A 16,714-nucleotide genomic window follows, 5' to 3' on the forward strand; every position below is an offset into this window, starting at 1 on the left:
GACTCATGGTGTGATGGAGTAACCAAGTCCGCGATGCGTGCGGATAGGGTCGAGCTCTGGCGCAGCCTCGCGCAGTTTGGCTCTTAAAGTCTTGATGTGGGTATCGACGGTGCGGTCAGAGCTGTCCAGTGCATCCTGCCAGACTTTTTCCATCAGTTGCGTCCGTGACAGGATCGCTTGCGGTCGTTCCAGCATTGCCTTCAGCAGCAAGTATTCATAGCGGGTCAGATCCAATGTTTTGCCCGCGCAGCTTATGCGCATTCTGGATATGTCCAGTTCGAATACCCCCCGTTTATTCCCTGCAAAGGCAACCGAGCTCATCTCAGCTAGATTAGCTTCGGCGTTTCCCTGCCGTACGGTGCGACGCAGCACCACACGCACTCGCGCAGTCAGTTCGCGAGGAGAAAATGGTTTGACGATGTAATCATCGGCGCCCATTTCCAGGCCTGCGACCCTGTCTATCTCATGGTTGCGCGCAGTTAGAAAAATAATCGGCGCATCCGTATACTCACGTAGTTGCCGATATAAATCAAAGCCGTTGGTGTCGGGTAGCCCCATATCGAGCAGGATCAAATCCGGGATTTTTTGCTGTAGAGAGGCCAGCGCATCACGCCCAAGACTGCAATGGCGGGCGAAAAAACCCTCGCTGGACAACGCATAAATAACGGTATCGGCAATCGCAGCTTCATCTTCCACCAGCAATATATAAGGAGCGCCATCGGCATTGGCTGTATTGGACAAGCGCTCAGTCATCCTAAAGCCATCATTTTTTTGAGTTCAGTGGACGAGCTGCGATTCAGCAGTATCTGCGGGGTGCCATGCCATGCGGCAAAGCTGCGCAGTGCGCCGGCAATATCGTCAGCCAGTGCCTGGCTGACACGGACGTCCGGTTCCAGGTGCAGGTTTTTGACTTCAAACAGCCCATCCTTGCGATGGGCCTTCGCATCCAGGCGACCAACCAGCGCGCCTCGACGCAGGATGGGCAGGGTGAAGTAACCGTAACGTCGCTTTGCCTCGGGTGTGTAACATTCCAGCTTATAGTCAAAACCAAATAATTCTATGGCCCGCTTTCTGTCCCAGACCACGGGGTCGAAAGGGGAAAGTATCCGGGTTGCCGTCGCTTTCAGGCGGCCTTGTTGGGCTTGTTCCAGCAGGGCCGCGTGATCCGGGTGCACATAGGCCGGGTGCTCCCAGCCATTGACGCCTGTCTTTAGCAGTAAACCTTGCTCTGCCAGTGCCGCGGGGTGGATCGCCGCAGGCAGTTTGCCCATGCGGAAATAATCCGCTACCCAGCCGGCCTTGGCAATGCCTAGTGCGCGCACCGCTTTCAGCACCTGCTCGCGCTGCCCATCCAGCTGGGGTCGCAGGTCGCGCTTGTCTTTCCAGGCAGTGTGGACACGTTCGCGCAGATCATAGACCCGCTGGAACTGATGGCGGCGGGCCACCATCAGTTCGCCAGTGGTAAATAGCACCTCCAGCGAACGCTTTTCCGGTTTCCATTCCCACCAGCCGCCTCCTTTGCCATCCTTGCGTTCAAAGTCGGCAGACCGTGCCGGGCCGTTCTGCTTGATGTGCCGGCGTATCTGGTCTACCGAATCAGCATTTCCGGCCAGCCATTTGTGATTGTATTTCCAGCCCAGGCCCTGCGGAGAAATCATCTGGTGCCGGTACAGTCCGTAATCTTCAATGGGAAGGAAACAGGCTTCATGCGACCAGTACTCAAAGAGCTTGCCTTCCTCTAGCAGCTCGTCCAGCCATTCCTGCGGGTAAGGCCCCAGGCGGCTCCACAGTACCAGGTAGGGGCTGCGCGCGACGACGTTGATGGTGTCTATCTGCAGCGCCGACATATTTCGTATGCTGGCGAGTACATGTTCTTTGGCGGCTTTGCCGCGTGGAGGATTCAACAAACCCTGCGCTGCAAGATGGAGGGCGCGGGCAGAGAGGAGGGACAGCTGTGTCATACGAGGCAAATTAAGAATGATTTTTTACATCATACACGGGACAGTTCTTTGCATAGGACAGGGCAGCGTATTACCCTGTTGTTGCAACCTACGACGGGCGAACCGGCCAGGACGAGCGCAGCAGACCCATGATCAGTGAATCCGACACTTCCCCGTTGACGAGCCAGCGCTCTTTCAGCAAGCCTTCCCGCTGGAAGCCCAGCTTGCCCAGCGAAGCAACGGAAGCGGTATTACGCGGATCGATGTCTGCTTCAACACGGCGCAGGCTCAGCACTTCGAAACCGTAGTCCAGCACCGCGGTCAACGCTTCCTGCATGTATCCCTGACCCCAGGCACCGCGGTTCAATATATAACCGATATCGGCGCGCAGATTACTGGAATCAATGGCGTACATGCTGCACACGCCGATCAGTGTGCCGTCTTCGCGGCGTACAAGCCCCCAGCGCAGTTGCGAACGGTCTTCGAACGCCTGCTGGGTTTTATCAAAATACGATTGCAACTCCTCCAGGGAAGAATAGGGGCCGCGCGACCAGTAGCGCATCGTCTGCGCGTCACTGAAAATCGCAAACAGTGCCTCCAGGTCCTCAGGGACGATGGCGCGCAGTTCCAGTCGCGCCGTTTGCAATACGGGAAGTACGAACGGAAATGTCCGCATAGGTATTTTTCCAGTCAGGAGGAGGGCTGCACGGCACTGAGGCCATGCAGCCGCTCCGTTGCGATCCGGCTTAAAAGTGCTTCAAGCCTATCGCTGCTTTTACTTCATCGGTGGTTTTGGCGGCGATTTCGCGCGCTCGTTCCGTGCCTTGCTTCAGCATCTGCAATACCTGGCCGCGGTCTTTTTCGTATTCCTGGCGGCGCTCGCGTATCGGCGCCAGCATATCCTGCAAGATGCCTTCCAGGCGCTTCTTGACAGTGCCGTCACCCAGTCCGCCGCGCACATAATGGTCCTTCATTTCCTGCAAGCCGTCTTTGTCGGCATCGAAGGCATCAAGATAGATGAACGCCACGTTGCCTTCCAGGTGACCTGGGTCTTCCACGCGCAAATGCAGCGGGTCGGTATAAATCATCTTCACTGCCGCCTTGATTTCGGCCGAAGTGGCGCCCAGGTTAATGGTGTTGCCCAACGACTTGCTCATCTTGGCCTTGCCATCTATGCCCACCAGGCGGCCAATTTCAGGCACCAGCGCCTGCGCTTCCACCAGGATGTCCCGCTTTGCCAGACGGTTGAACCGGCGTACGATCTCGTTGGTCTGTTCTATCATCGGGATTTGGTCTTCACCCACCGGCACCAGGCTGGCCTTGAAGGCGGTGATGTCGGCAGCCTGGCTGACCGGATAGGTCAGGAACCCGGCCGGGATATCGCGCTCAAAATTGCGCAGCAGGATCTCCTGTTTGATGGTGGGGTTGCGCTCCAGGCGTGCTACCGTCACCAGGTTCAGGTAATAGAAGGTCAGCTCGGTCAGCTCCGGGATTTGCGACTGGATGAAAATGGTGGACTGGGCCGGGTCGATACCCACCGCCAGGTAATCCAATGCGACTTCCAGTACATTATTGTGTACCTTGGCAGGATCGTCCATATTGTCTGTCAGCGCCTGCGCATCGGCCAGCATGATGAACTGCTTGTACTGGCTTTGATACTTGACGCGATTGCGCAGGCTGCCGACATAATGGCCCAAGTGCAGTGGGCCTGTAGGCCGGTCGCCGGTCAGGATCAGGTGGTTTTTGTCGCTGGGAACGGTAATGGAGGCGCGATTGGTTTCAGCGCCTGCTTGCGTGGTGTGCTCACTCATGTCTTTTCCTATAGTGCTGCTGATGCTGCGGTGTTCAATATTCAGTAGTAGCCTGCCAATGGCCTGTATTTGCACATAAAAAATGCCGCTGGGAGCGGCATTGAATATGGAGTGAAATCTGGAGAAATCGAGATTCGCTTGCCGCTCCGGCCTATCCCGGGCGCCAATAAGTCAAGGCAAAGCTGGAAATCTTGCCTCTGGTCGCGGAATTCATGCCGTCATCATGCCTTTTTGCTTGCTCCGTTGTCAAGTTGAATGCCCGTTTGAGATCAGCCTTCCCCTCGGGCTTGTCAATCCCCTCCATCCTAGCAGGCTGGTACGCATGATAAAATCATCATTTATCGGACCTATGCTGTTTTAGCGGGTCTTTATACTAATATAGTAGAGAGAAAGTTTTGAAAGTATCCGCTCCAAGCAAACTCATCATCGCCTCCCGTGAAAGCCGCCTGGCCATGTGGCAGGCTGAACATGTCCGCGACAAGCTCGCGGCGCTTTATCCTGATTGCACGATAGAAATCCTGGGGATGACCACCCGTGGCGACCAGATACTGGACAAGGCCTTGTCCAAGGTTGGGGGCAAGGGCCTGTTCGTCAAGGAGCTGGAAATAGCCATGGCGGAAGGGCGCGCCGACCTCGCGGTGCACTCCCTCAAAGACGTTCCCATGGATCTGCCCGAAGGATTTGAATTGGCGGCGGTGCTGGAGCGCGAAGATCCGCGCGATGCTTTTGTGTCTAATGACTACGCCAGCCTGGACCAGTTGCCGGATGGCGCCGTGGTAGGAACCAGCAGCCTGCGCAGGCAGGCGCTGATTGCCGCGCGCTACCCTAAGCTGGTGGTGCGGCCTTTGCGCGGCAACCTGGACACACGGCTCAGGAAGCTGGACCAGGGCGATTATGCTGCCATTATCCTCGCTGCAGCCGGCCTGAAGCGCCTGGGTCTTCCTGAACGGATACGCGCCTGTCTCGACCCGGAAGACAGCATGCCGGCCGCAGGGCAGGGTGCAATGGCTATCGAAATTCCATCCGGCCGCCCGGAATTGCTGGACTGGCTGGCGCCGTTGAATCACGTGGAGACTGCCAATGCAGTCACTGCGGAGCGCACGGTCTCCAAGGCTTTTGGCGGCAGCTGCCAGATTCCGCTCGCGGCTTTTGCAACTATTGAAAACGGCCACATGCATTTGCGCGCGATGGTTGCCACGCCAGACGGTACACGAATCGCCCGGGCTGAAGTGCAAGGCGCAGCAGGCGCCCCCCGGGAACTGGGCGCGCGCGTTGCAGCTGCGTTGTCGGCGCAAGGTGCAGAATCGATTCTGGAAGCATGCAAGGCAGACGTTGCCGACGCCGGTGAATGACAAACGCAGCAACTAATCACTCTGCGCCGGCTGGCAATACCGGTGGAATAAAAGGCGCGGTAGTTATTACGCGTCCGGCGGCCCAGGCGCAGGGACTGGCAACGAGAGTAGCCGCTATCGGCCGCAAGCCCCTTGTCTTTCCGCTGCTGGAAATTCTCGCATTGGACGATGCCACGGAATTGCAAGCTGTGCTGGCAGACTTAACTACCTATTCGCTGGTGGCTTTCGTCAGCCCCAACGCTATTGACGCCGCCTTTGCGTATCTGGCCGAATGGCCTGCCGGCATCAGCATAGGCGTGATGGGCGAGGGGAGCCGCGCGGCGCTGGCGGCTCACGGCGTAACAGAAGCCAATGCGACGATACTGAGTCCTGTGGATGCCAGGAAAACCGATTCCGAGACCCTGCTCGCGGTATTGGACTTGAATGCATTAAAAACAGGCAAAGTGCTGATCGTGCGTGGGGAAACCGGGCGGGAATTGCTGGCGGACGCATTAAGGGCTGAAGGCATTGCAGTTACCCAGGTCGCAGCCTACCGCCGGCGGGCACCGGAATTCACCGCTGCCCGCCGGCAGCAATTCTGCGCCATGCTCAAACAGGGAAACGACTGGATAGTGACCAGTTCGGAAGCCTTGCGTACCTTGCTGAACTGGGCGGGGCAACTGGGGGATGGCGACGGCACTGCACCCGGCAGCGCTGATGCCGTGGCAGAAATGCAACAGCAACATTTGATCGTACCTCATGTCCGCATTGCGGAAACCGCTACATTATTGGGTTTTCAATCGATTACATTGACAGGTTCCGGCGACGAACACCTGCTTGTCGCGTTACAATCTTGCCTATGAATGAACAGCAATCATCCCCCGGCGCCGTACCGACGGCAGTTTCAACAGAAACCCCTGTCAATCAGGCAATTCCTCCCCTGTATTCTGAACCGCCCCGGCGCGCGCGTCTGGTGCAGCCAGCGTATGTAATATCGGGCTTGCTCGCTGTGCTGCTGGCCGCGAACTGGTGGTATTCGCATACGCAGATCAGCGGCTTGCGGGAAGAGGTGGCTCGCCGCCTGCAGAGCGCTGACACCAATAGCAGCGAAACCAAGATTCTCGCCAAGACGGTGCAGGAAACTTCCAAAGAAATCCAGGCCAAGGTGATCCTGCTGGAAAGCAAGCAGCAGGAAGCGTCCAGCCAGCAACTGGCGCTGGAGCAGCTGTACCAGGAGTTGTCGCGCAACCGTGACGACTGGGCGCTGGCGGAAATTGAACAGGTACTGTCCACCGCCAGCCAGCAACTCCAACTGGCCGGCAATGTGCAGGGTGCGCTGATTGCCTTGCAAAACGCCGATAGCCGCCTGGCGAAATCGGATAAGCCGCAATTCATCACAATCCGCCGTGCGATCGCCAAGGATATTGAGCGCCTGAAAGCACTGCCGGCACTGGACCTGATCGGCATTGCGCTGCGCCTGGACAGTGTGATCGCACAGGTAGACCATATACCGCTGTGGTCCGATGAAAAAGCCATCATCAGCGCGACGCCGCCCAAGGCACCTTTGCGCGTTTTGCCAAGATCCAACCTGAACGCCAAGAACGCGAAAAAAGCAGAGCCCGACGAAATTCCTGAAAATACCTGGTCGATGCGTGTGCAAGATGCATGGCAAAGTTTTTCCAGCGAAATGTGGGGCGAAGTGCGGCAACTGGTGCGCGTGCGCAATGTAGAAACACCGGATGCGCTGCTGCTGACGCCGAGCCAGGGCTATTTTGCGCGTGAGAACCTGAAATTGCGCCTGCTGAATGCCCGCCTGGCGCTGCTGTCACGCAATGAAAGCACCTTCCGCAGCGACATGATTGCAGCGCAGGATGCCATCAGCAAATATTTCGACACGCGGGCCAAGCAGACGCAGACGGTGCAGGCCTTGCTGAGGCAGGTACAGAGCAGCAACCTGTCGATAGAGATGCCGACGCTGTCCGACAGCCTGAACGCGGTCCGCAACTATAAAGTGAAGCCATAAGTATGCGTGTATTTATCCGGCTTCTGATCATATTTGCGCTGGCGGTGGGCCTGGCAATGGGCGCCCGCTATAATCCGGGCAATGTCGTGCTGTTTTATCCGCCTTACAGGCTGGACCTGTCGCTGAATTTTTTCCTGTTCCTGGCGCTGCTGCTGTTCGTGCTGGCTTACCTGTTCATCAGGGCGATCGCTACCACGCAGAGCATGCCGCGCAAGGTAGCGGAGTATAGACAGAACAAGCGCGAGCGCGATGGCAACAAGGCATTGCGCGAAGCATTGAAATCTCTTTTTGAAGGCCGTTTCGGCCATGCGGAAAAGGCGGCATTGCGCGCCTCCGAGCTCCCTGACAATGCGGGTATAGCGTCGTTGATAGGCGCCCGCGCCGCACATCACATGAGCCAGTTTGAGCGCCGCGATTCCTGGTTCTCCAGCATAGAGCATGATCCGCAGCACAAGACCGCGCGCCTGGTCAGCATGACCGAATTGCTGGTTGACGAGCACAAGTCGGATCAGGCGCTGGAGGCGGTCAAGGAATTGAACGCCAGCGGCACCCGCCATATCCAGGTACTGCGCTGGGCGCTGAAAGCCAACCAGCAGGCAAAAAGATGGCCGGAAGTATTGAAGCTGGTGCGCACGCTGGACAAGCACCGCGCGCTGCATCCGGCTTTGTCGAACCGTTTGCGTGAGCTGGCTTACGAAGACCTGCTGAAAGAGCATGGGCACGATGCGGAATCCATACGCCGAGTCTGGTATGAAATCCCGGCTGCCGACCGTAAGATTCCTTTTGTTGCCTATTGCGCCGCCTCAGCTTTCAATAGCCGCGGCCTGCATGATGACGCCCGCAGCGTGGCAGAAAAAGCGTTGTCGGAAGAATGGGATACCAGGCTGCTGCGCGCCTACCGCGACGCGGCTGCCCCTGAAGGTTCAGCTGCCTTGCTGGCGCAAATAGAAAATTGCGAACAATGGGCGCAGAACAGGCCAACTGATCCAGAATTGGCCCTGACCCTGGGCGTGCTGTGCTTCCGGCAAAAGCTGTGGGGCAAAGCGCAGCGGCACATGGAACAGGCGCTGTCGGATGCCATGGAGCCCCGTACCGTGCGTGAAGCCAACCTGAAACTGGCCCAGATGCATGAAGCATTGGGTCAGGCAGAGGAAGCCGCCTTCCATTACCGCCAGTGCGCAATTGCCACTACGCTATAAAACTTGTTTCACCGGAGCCCATGGCAAAACCGGTGAAATAAGCAAACCACCTCCTTCCGCAACGCACAATAGCCGCTTGAAAACGGCTATAATTTAGCCCACTGAAATCCTGATTTCCCTTTTGAAAGAGCAACATGAGCTTGAATAACGTTCCTGCCGGCCGCGACCTGCCTGTTGATTTCAATGTCATCATTGAAATCCCTATGAATGCCGATCCGATCAAATACGAAGTTGACAAGGAAACAGGCGCGATTTTTGTTGACCGTTTCATGGGCACTGCCATGCATTACCCATGCAACTACGGCTACGTGCCGCAAACTATCGCCGGCGATGGCGACCCTGTTGACGTGCTGGTGATTACACCTTTCCCGCTGATTCCTGGCGTGGTGGTGCGCTGCCGTCCTATCGGCGTGCTGAAGATGACAGATGAAGCAGGCAATGATGCCAAAGTGCTGGCAGTGCCGGTCGACAAGATATTGCCTATCTATACTCACTGGCAAAAGCCTGAAGACATGAATGAACTGCGCCTGAGGCAGATCCAGCATTTCTTTGAACATTACAAAGATCTGGAAAAAGGCAAGTGGGTCAAGATAGAAGGCTGGGGCGGGCCTGAGGACGCGAAAGCAGAAATATTGGCAGGCGTAGAAGCTTACAAAACATCGCTGGCATAAAAGCGGCTGGAATTAAAAAAAGGCACAAGAAATTGTGCCTTTTTTTTTATCTGGACCGCGTTTTAATGCGGTATCACCTTCAACCAGAAATTGGCGGCTACCGCCAGCAGTGCAGCTGCCACGGCAGCGCAACTCAGCCAGAACAGGGTGCTTCTTTCGGGGACTTGCTCTTGCGGGCCGCGCGCACTAGCCGTTGCACCACCACGCTTCCTTTTCAGGCGCTTGTCCCGTTCCAGGAATTTTTCCAATGCCTGTTCCATTTCCGCGGCACTGCCATAGCGGTCTGCCGGATTTTTCTGCATGGCTTTCATCACGATATTGGATAACGTGGCAGGAATGGTGGATATCACTTCCGCAGGCGGCTTGGGCGTCTTGTGCGCGATCTGTTGCAGTAGCTTATCGATATTCTGCCCCTGAAACGGCTTTTGCTGCGTCAGCATCTCGTACATCACGGCACCCAGCGAATACACATCCGTTGTCGCATCGACTTGCTGGCCCATCGCCTGTTCCGGCGACATGTAGTTGGGGGTACCGAGAATATTATTATTAAACAGCGTGTGCTCAGGATTGGCCTGGTCCGACAGGATACGGTTGGGCGCGCGCGCGATGCCGAAATCCACTACCTTGGGCTGGTTGCTGGGCAGGATGAAGATATTGGCCGGCTTGATATCCCGGTGGATAACGCCGTTCTCATGCGCGTATGCCAGGGCAGACGCCACCTTGATAATAATATTGGCGGTTTCTATACTGTCAAACCGTTTGCCGGCAGCAAGGGCTTCACGCAAATCCTGTCCTTGCAGGAACTCCATGGCAATAAAGGTTGTGCCGCCTTCGCTGGACGCATCGTAGATGGTCACAATGTTCGGATGCGACAGCCGCCCGGCAGCACGTGCCTCGTTGATGAATTGCTGCTCCCTTTGCTTTTTATCTGCCAGTCCCGGCGTGGTAGCCAGGGTTTTGATGGCGACATCGCGGTCGATGACCGGATCATGTCCCAGGAATACGGCGCCGTTTGATCCTTTGCCAAGCTCGCTTGTCAGGTAGAACCTGCCGACCCGGCGTTTGGACAATCCGGGAGAAGTAGACGGGTTAGGCGGGGTGGTATTTAGCATATCGTGACAGGATGCCTTGCCTTGATGATAATTTCAAGTTTTTCCGTGTATCAGGGCAGGGCCTATCTATAACAAATGTAAGCAGATATGTCGGGCTTGCCTGCAAGCCCGCGCTCAGGCAATAAACTATTTATTGCTTATTCCGGTAAGGGGCTCTTTCGTTGAGCTCGCTGATATAGTCTTCCATTCCGCCCGCTTCGCGCTGCAGAAAAACCGCCACGGCATCCGAAAACTCCGGTTGCGCCAGCCAGTGCGCAGAAAAAGTTTTCTGCGGCAGGAAGCCGCGTGCCATTTTGTGTTCGCCCTGCGCACCGCCTTCAAATACCTGCATACCTTCCGCGATGCAAAATTCCAACGGCTGGTAATACGCAGTTTCAAAATGCAGGCAGGGGACGTATTCAAGGGCACCCCAGTATCTGCCGTACACCGTTTTTTGCGTATGGATCAGCAGCGACGACGCAATCGGCTTGCCATTTTTTTGCGCAAAAATCAGGTGGATGTTTTGCGGCATCGACTGGCCTATGCGCAGAAAAAAATCCAGGTTCAGATAGGGCGTGGAGTGATGGTCGGAATACGTATGGTCGTAGCAGCGTTTAAAAAAATGCCAGTCGTCTTCAGTCATGTCCGCGCCCGCGACATGTCGGAAACTGACCTCGGCATCGAATACCTTGCGCCGCTCGGCTCGGATATTTTTACGCTTCTTCTGTTCCAGCGTGGACAGGAAATGTTCGAAATCCTGGTAACCCTGGTTCAGCCAATGGAATTGCACGCCGGTGCGCAGCAGGAAGCCGGCCTCACCCAGCTGCCTGGCCTCTATATCGGTAGGGAACAGGATATGCGTCGATGAAATGCCGCTGGACTCCTGCAACTTGCACAGGGTCTGCAGCAGAATATCCCTGGCGCTCTGGTCGCTCGCCAGCAAACGCACGCCGCTGACGGGGGTAAACGGAATGGCTGAAAGCAGTTTGGGATAATAATTCAAACCGTGGCGCTGATAGGCATCGGCCCAGGCCCAGTCGAAAACATACTCGCCGTAGGAATGTGATTTTTCATAGAGAGGCATTGCCGCCGCGAGGCGATCCTGATCCCATAGCGTAAGGAAGACCGGCCGCCAGCCTGTTTTTTTACTTGCCGAGCCGGATTCATGCAAGGCATCCAGAAACGCATAAGACAAAAAAGGATTGGCTTCCTGCTGGGTTGCGAGCAGTCCGTCCCATTGTTTTTGACCTATGTCGGACATGGAGGACAGGATGCGCATGCGATAATGAAGTGTGTCAGAGTTATCGGTCACCGTAGAATTCGAAGTAAGATTCATTATAATTTGCGTGAAATGCCATTGGAATTGCGCCGCGCGCCCGATTGACGGAGGCGCGCTGACCGGCTCTTGCCGTTTTCGCTTTTCAATACTTGTCCATTCTACGCAAAAATCGGCATGAGGACGGCAAAGCGGCGGTTTTCGGCAAAGGGGCAATTCATCGAGTGGGAAAGCCGATGCATTTTGCAGCTAAAGCATTTTCGATATTTACCGGCGTAGGCCCTGTGTAAAGTATAAAAGAGTAAAAAAAGTACGAAAGAGATTGATGAAGAATTTATTTAATAACCTTTATACGCACGATTTCGCGCGTGTCGCCGTGGCGATACCTCGATGCCGCATCGCTGATCCGGAATTCAACGCAGCGGAAACCATCGTACTCGCCAGGCAGGCTGAGCAGCAGGGCGCGGCCCTGGTGGCGTTCCCAGAGCTTGGATTGTCCGCCTATACCTGCGATGATCTGTTTCATCAGCAGGCTTTGCTGGATGCTTGCGAAGCCGCCTTGCAATCAATCGTCACTGCCTCGGCGCAACTGTCAATTGCAATGGTAGTCGGCTTGCCGCTGCGAGTGGAGCATCAACTGTTCAATTGTGCAGCGGTGATCGCTGGCGGCCGTATTCAGGGCGTAGTCCCCAAAAGCTATCTGCCGAACTACGGCGAATTCTATGAGGCCCGCCAGTTCAGTGCTGGCGACTGCACCGCTGTGCAAGAAATTCGGCTACTTGGCCAGACAGTGCCGTTTGGAACTGCGCTGCTGTTCGAGGTGGCTGATATGCCCCTGATGCGCTTTCATGTCGAAATTTGCGAAGATGTCTGGGTCCCCATCCCGCCATCTTCTTTCGCTGCACTCGCGGGCGCCAGCGTGCTGGTCAATCTTTCCGCATCCAATGTCGTTGTCGGCAAAGCCGGCTACCGGCACCAATTGGTCAGCCAGCAATCCGCACGCTGCCTTTCCGCCTATCTATATACCTCCGCCGGCAGAGGTGAATCCTCCACCGATATGGCATGGGACGGGCAGGGCCTGATTTATGAAAACGGCGAGCTGCTGGCAGAGTCCGAGCGCTTCCTTGACGACTCCCACATCATCTATGCGGATGTGGACCTGGAACGGCTGTCGCGGGAAAGGATGCGTCAGACGACATTTGGCCAATCCGTGCGCCGCCATGCCGGCGAAGTCGCCGCATTCAAAACGCTACGCTTTGAGCTTGCGCTGCCGCTGGACCAGCCCCTGCCACTGGCCAGGTCAGTCGCGCGCTTTCCGTATGTACCATCCGACGTCAAGCGTCGCGATGAACGCTGCACTGAAGTCTATAACATCCAGGTCCAGGCACTGGTGCAACGCATGTCCGCCAGTGCAATATCAAAGCTGGTCATCGGCATCTCTGGTGGCCTGGACTCTACACATGCCTTGTTGGTGTGCGTCAAAGCGATGGACAGGCTGGGGCTGCCGCGCACCAATATCCTCGCCTACACCATGCCGGGATTTGCTACCAGCGAACGTACGCTGGCCCAGGCTAGGCAGTTGATGGACTTGGTTGGTTGCACTGCTGGAGAAATAGATATTCGCCCCAGTTGCCTGCAAATGCTGAAAGACCTGGGCCATCCGTATGCCGACGGCGAGGAAAAGTTCGATATCACGTTTGAAAACGTGCAGGCAGGCGAACGCACCAGCCATTTATTCCGGCTGGCAAACTTCAATCACGCGATCGTGATCGGCACCGGCGACTTGAGCGAACTGGCGCTGGGCTGGTGCACCTACGGCGTCGGCGACCACATGTCGCATTACAACGTGAATGCCAGCGTCCCGAAAACCCTGATTTCCCATCTGGTCCGGTGGGTTGCCGAATCGGGAATCGTTGCAGGCAAGGATTCGGACAACGGCTCCAATGTGCTGTTGAATATTCTGGACACCGACATCAGTCCCGAGCTGGTTCCTGGAAAAGCCAATGGCAAGCCCGAGCAAAAAACGGAAGACGTGATCGGCCCGTATGAATTGCAGGACTTCAATCTGTATTACGTGCTGCGCTACGGTTTTGCTCCTTCAAAGGTCGCCTTCCTCGCGCACGCCGCCTGGAGAGACAAGGATGCCGGTCAGTGGCCTGACGCGTCGCACGCATCGCGCAACCAGTATGCGCTGCCCGCCATCAAGCGTAATTTAAGTATTTTTCTTAAACGGTTTTTTGGAAATAGCCAATTCAAGCGTTCATGCGTGCCAAACTCGCCCAAAGTCGGAACAGGCGGTTCCCTGTCACCCCGTGGCGACTGGCGCGCGCCCAGCGACTCTGAATCCATTGTCTGGATCAAGGATCTCGACAATATTCCCGACTAAAAGCTAAACCAGCGGCAAAACTACTGATGCATAAGTATTTCCCCGTATTAACATTAAAAAAATATCAATAAAACCTATTTTTATCAGAATAAAATGGCAATGGGCGTTAAAATATTAAAAAGGGAGTTACCATGAAGCAAATTACTGCTGTTATCAAACCATTCAAGCTGGATGAAGTACGCGAAGCATTGGCGGATGTCGGTGTGACCGGACTTACCGTTACGGAAGTGAAAGGTTTTGGCCGTCAGAAGGGCCATACCGAGCTGTATCGCGGCGCCGAGTACGTGGTGGACTTCCTGCCCAAGATTAAAGTCGAGGTGGTCGTTGCCGACAATATCAGCGAGCATGTGGTAGACGCGATTATCAAAGCTGCTCACACCGGGAAAATCGGCGACGGCAAAATCTTTGTACAGAACGTCGAACAGGTTATACGTATCCGCACCGGGGAGACCGGCGAAGACGCGGTCTGATTCAGCGGTCTTTTTTCAAACAGGTCTTCGCGATTTCCCGAGCCGGCATACTGACCGTATTTGCCGGCTCAAATTTGCCGCGAGCCTATTGCAAATTTGAAGTGTATTTCAACTCTATCCCGTCATCCAATTTCAGGTAAGCCCATGTGGAATCGTCGATTGTCTCTCTCTTCCCTACTGGCTGCATGCATTTATGCGGCTTCAATGTCTTCCGTCTGGGCTGAATCCGGCATTACCGACCAGAAGATCACATTGGGCCAGTCGGCTGCCTTTACCGGGCCGGCCGCGCAATTGGGGATACAACTCAACGCCGGCGCCAAGGCTTACTTTGACCAGGTCAATGCGCAGGGCGGGGTGTTCGGCCGCAAGATAGAAATTGTGAAGCTGGACGACAAATACGAAGCAGACCTGGCAGCGGCCAACACTAAAAAGCTGGTGGAGGGCGATGATGTGTTTGCGCTGTTCGGCTATGTCGGTACGCCGACCAGTAACGCGGCGCTGCCTATCTTTACCAAAGCAAAAGTGCCTTTCTTTGCGCCATTCACCGGCGCGCAATCGCTGCGCGAACCGTTCAACCGCCAGATTTTCAATATCCGCGGCAGCTATTTTGACGAGACCGAACACCTGGTAGAGCGCCTGGTGCGTACCGGCATGAAAAACATCGCCGTGTTCTACCAGAATGACGCCTACGGCAAAGCAGGTCTGGAAGGCGTGGAGCGTGCCCTGAAAAAAATGAATGTGCAGATGGTGGATACTGCCACTGTCGAGAGGAATAGCACCGATGTTGCCAAGGCCGTGGACAAGCTGTTGCCGAAACGCCCGGATGCCATCATACAGATCAGCGCCTACGCCTCTTGTGCGGCGTATATCAAGGAAATGCGCAAGGCCGGCTACAACGGCCAATTTTACAATGTGTCTTTCGTCGGCAGTCAGGCGTTGGCGGATACGCTGGGCAAAGATGGTCCGGGTATCGTCATTTCACAAGTAGTGCCGTTTCCATGGCATGGCGCTGTCCCGGTTGTCAGTGAATACACCAAGGTCATGCAAAAAGCGGGCATTCAGGACCTGAATTTTTCCAGCCTGGAAGGCTTTATCGCAGCAAAAATATTTACGGAAGGCCTGAAACGCTCTGGCCGCAACCTGACACGCGAGCGGCTGATTTCTTCATTGGAATCGATCAACCCATCCAATTACGATGTGGGCGGTTTTGATGTCAGTTTTTCGCCCACCAATCACAATGGGTCGAAATACGTGGACATGACGATGATCTCGAAGGATGCGAAGTTCCGCAACTGAGCCCGTAAAAATGAGGGGGCGAGTCAGGCCAGGCTGCTTTTCAGCAGGACGATCAGCGCACCTGAACCGCCGTCTGCAGCGGTAGCCTGGCTGAAGGCCAGCACTTCGTCTTTTTGTATCAGCCAGTTTTTGACTTTTTGCTTCAGCACCGGTTCCTTGTTGACCGAGCCCAGGCCTTTGCCGTGAATGATACGTACGCAGCGCACGCCGTTACGATTGCATTTGCGCAGGAACTCTCCCAGGCTTTCCCTGGCTTCATCGCGGCGCAAGCCGTGTAAATCCAGCTGGGCCTGGATGACCCAGCTTCCCTTGCGCAATTTGCGCACGACATCTGCGCCCACGCCGGGGCGCGTGTAGCTCAGATTGCCGTCGGTATCCAGCAGGGAATCCGCATCGAATTCATCCGACAGGGATTCCTTCAAGGCAGCGCGCTCGTCGGCCAGATGCTGATAGGCGATAGGCTGGGGACGAGGGATATCCGCAACATGCTTGTGCGCCGTTTTCAGCGGTTCGACCTGGCCTATGCTTTGCCTGAAAATGTCGGCTTCCAGCTTTGCCTGCTTGTCGCGCCTGGCTTGCTCAGCCTGCTCCAACAGCCGCGCCTCTTCCTGCTGCTTGAGCTGCTGGCCCAACTGCTTCAGGTCAGCGAGGCTCTTCAATGAAGACATGATGGATCAGGAATGCGTCAGATCACTCTTCCAGGAAACGCTGTGCATCCAATGCCGCCATACACCCGGTACCCGCACTGGTAATCGCCTGGCGGTAGATATGGTCCTGCACGTCGCCGGCGGCAAACACGCCGGGGATGCTGGTGGCGGTGGCCATGCCTTCGAGGCCGGTTTTGGTCTTGATGTAGCCGTTGTGCATGTCGAGCTGGCCGTCAAAGATGCTGGTGTTGGGCTTGTGGCCTATGGCAATGAACAGGCCGTGCAGCGTGACGTCGGTGACGGCATTGTCGGCGGACTTGATCCTGATGCCGGTGACGCCGGTTTCGTCGCCGATGACTTCATCCAGGGTGTGGTTCCATTTGACCTCGATCTTGCCTTCGGCGACCTTTGCCATCAGGCGGTCGATGAGGATGGCTTCGGCGCGAAATTTGTCGCGGCGGTGGATGACTGTGACCTTGCTGGCAATATTGGACAGGTACAGCGCTTCTTCGACGGCGGTGTTGCCGCCGCCGACTACGGCGACTTCCTTGCCGCGGTAGAAGAAGCCGTCGC

General features: G+C 55.8%; 16 protein-coding genes. 8 read left to right on the top strand and 8 right to left on the bottom strand.

Features of this window, described 5'->3' with window-relative positions; translation table 11 throughout:
* Positions 1-3: 3 nt before the first annotated feature.
* The 4 genes from creB to trpS all read right to left on the bottom strand — a co-directional run bounded on the left by creB (position 4) and on the right by trpS (position 3,751).
* Positions 4-741 (bottom strand): two-component system response regulator CreB, encoded by a 738-nt coding sequence (gene creB, locus ACO0LO_RS06920; RefSeq protein WP_422963458.1) that lies wholly within the window; start codon positions 739-741, stop codon positions 4-6.
* A gap of 8 nt (positions 742-749) precedes the next feature.
* Complete coding sequence (locus ACO0LO_RS06925) at positions 750-1,961, bottom strand: winged helix-turn-helix domain-containing protein (protein ID WP_422963459.1); 1,212 nt, start codon at positions 1,959-1,961, stop codon at positions 750-752.
* 88 nt (positions 1,962-2,049) lie between these two features.
* Entirely contained in the window at positions 2,050-2,616 is a 567-nt protein-coding gene (locus ACO0LO_RS06930; RefSeq protein WP_422963460.1) for a GNAT family N-acetyltransferase, read from the bottom strand.
* 70 nt (positions 2,617-2,686) lie between these two features.
* Positions 2,687-3,751: a tryptophan--tRNA ligase gene (trpS, locus tag ACO0LO_RS06935; protein ID WP_422963461.1), complete on the bottom strand. Its 1,065-nt coding sequence runs from the start codon at positions 3,749-3,751 to the stop codon at positions 2,687-2,689.
* Positions 3,752-4,146: 395 nt separating this feature from the next.
* On the opposite strand from trpS, the gene hemC reads away from it, so the two are divergent.
* The 5 genes from hemC (at position 4,147) to ppa (ending at position 8,975) form a co-directional block, all read left to right on the top strand.
* Entirely contained in the window at positions 4,147-5,103 is a 957-nt protein-coding gene (hemC, locus tag ACO0LO_RS06940; RefSeq protein ID WP_422963462.1) for a hydroxymethylbilane synthase, read from the top strand.
* The gene (locus ACO0LO_RS06945) at positions 5,100-5,945 is read left to right on the top strand and encodes a uroporphyrinogen-III synthase (protein WP_422963463.1); all 846 of its coding nucleotides are present in this window, start codon (positions 5,100-5,102) and stop codon (positions 5,943-5,945) included. Before hemC ends, ACO0LO_RS06945 begins: the two co-directional genes overlap by 4 nt.
* A complete protein-coding gene (locus ACO0LO_RS06950; protein ID WP_422963464.1) occupies positions 5,942-7,105 on the top strand; it encodes a uroporphyrinogen-III C-methyltransferase in 1,164 nt (387 codons plus the stop codon). The genes ACO0LO_RS06945 and ACO0LO_RS06950 overlap by 4 nt, the downstream gene beginning before the upstream one ends.
* Positions 7,106-7,107: 2 nt before the next feature.
* Positions 7,108-8,304 (top strand): heme biosynthesis HemY N-terminal domain-containing protein, encoded by a 1,197-nt coding sequence (locus tag ACO0LO_RS06955; RefSeq protein WP_422963465.1) that lies wholly within the window; start codon positions 7,108-7,110, stop codon positions 8,302-8,304.
* 134 nt (positions 8,305-8,438) lie between these two features.
* Positions 8,439-8,975: an inorganic diphosphatase gene (gene ppa / locus ACO0LO_RS06960; RefSeq protein WP_394782126.1), complete on the top strand. Its 537-nt coding sequence runs from the start codon at positions 8,439-8,441 to the stop codon at positions 8,973-8,975.
* Between the two features lie 62 nt (positions 8,976-9,037).
* Here the strand turns inward: ppa and ACO0LO_RS06965 are convergent, their stop codons facing one another.
* Positions 9,038-10,087 (bottom strand): serine/threonine protein kinase, encoded by a 1,050-nt coding sequence (locus ACO0LO_RS06965; protein WP_422963466.1) that lies wholly within the window; start codon positions 10,085-10,087, stop codon positions 9,038-9,040.
* A gap of 130 nt (positions 10,088-10,217) precedes the next feature.
* Positions 10,218-11,402: a GNAT family N-acetyltransferase gene (locus ACO0LO_RS06970; protein WP_422963467.1), complete on the bottom strand. Its 1,185-nt coding sequence runs from the start codon at positions 11,400-11,402 to the stop codon at positions 10,218-10,220.
* 265 nt (positions 11,403-11,667) lie between these two features.
* Between ACO0LO_RS06970 and ACO0LO_RS06975 the strand changes: the two genes are divergently transcribed.
* The 3 genes from ACO0LO_RS06975 to ACO0LO_RS06985 all read left to right on the top strand — a co-directional run bounded on the left by ACO0LO_RS06975 (position 11,668) and on the right by ACO0LO_RS06985 (position 15,494).
* Positions 11,668-13,728 (top strand): NAD(+) synthase, encoded by a 2,061-nt coding sequence (locus ACO0LO_RS06975; RefSeq protein ID WP_422963468.1) that lies wholly within the window; start codon positions 11,668-11,670, stop codon positions 13,726-13,728.
* Between the two features lie 131 nt (positions 13,729-13,859).
* On the top strand, positions 13,860-14,198 hold the full coding sequence (locus tag ACO0LO_RS06980; protein ID WP_422963469.1) for a P-II family nitrogen regulator: 339 nt from the start codon (positions 13,860-13,862) through the stop codon (positions 14,196-14,198).
* Between the two features lie 144 nt (positions 14,199-14,342).
* Positions 14,343-15,494, top strand: a complete 1,152-nt coding sequence (locus ACO0LO_RS06985) for an ABC transporter substrate-binding protein (protein ID WP_422963470.1) — start codon at positions 14,343-14,345, stop codon at positions 15,492-15,494.
* A 23-nt stretch (positions 15,495-15,517) separates the two neighbouring features.
* Here ACO0LO_RS06985 and ACO0LO_RS06990 read toward each other — a convergent pair whose 3' ends face one another.
* Together ACO0LO_RS06990 and ACO0LO_RS06995 are read right to left on the bottom strand one after the other, a co-directional pair.
* A complete protein-coding gene (locus ACO0LO_RS06990) occupies positions 15,518-16,162 on the bottom strand; it encodes a Smr/MutS family protein (protein ID WP_422963471.1) in 645 nt (214 codons plus the stop codon).
* Between the two features lie 22 nt (positions 16,163-16,184).
* Positions 16,185-16,714: FAD-dependent oxidoreductase (locus ACO0LO_RS06995; RefSeq protein ID WP_422963472.1), on the bottom strand; the 530-nt coding region annotated here is incomplete at its 5' end.

The organism is Undibacterium sp. TJN25 (genome assembly GCF_049339885.1).
In the GTDB taxonomy this organism is placed as follows: domain Bacteria; phylum Pseudomonadota; class Gammaproteobacteria; order Burkholderiales; family Burkholderiaceae_D; genus Undibacterium.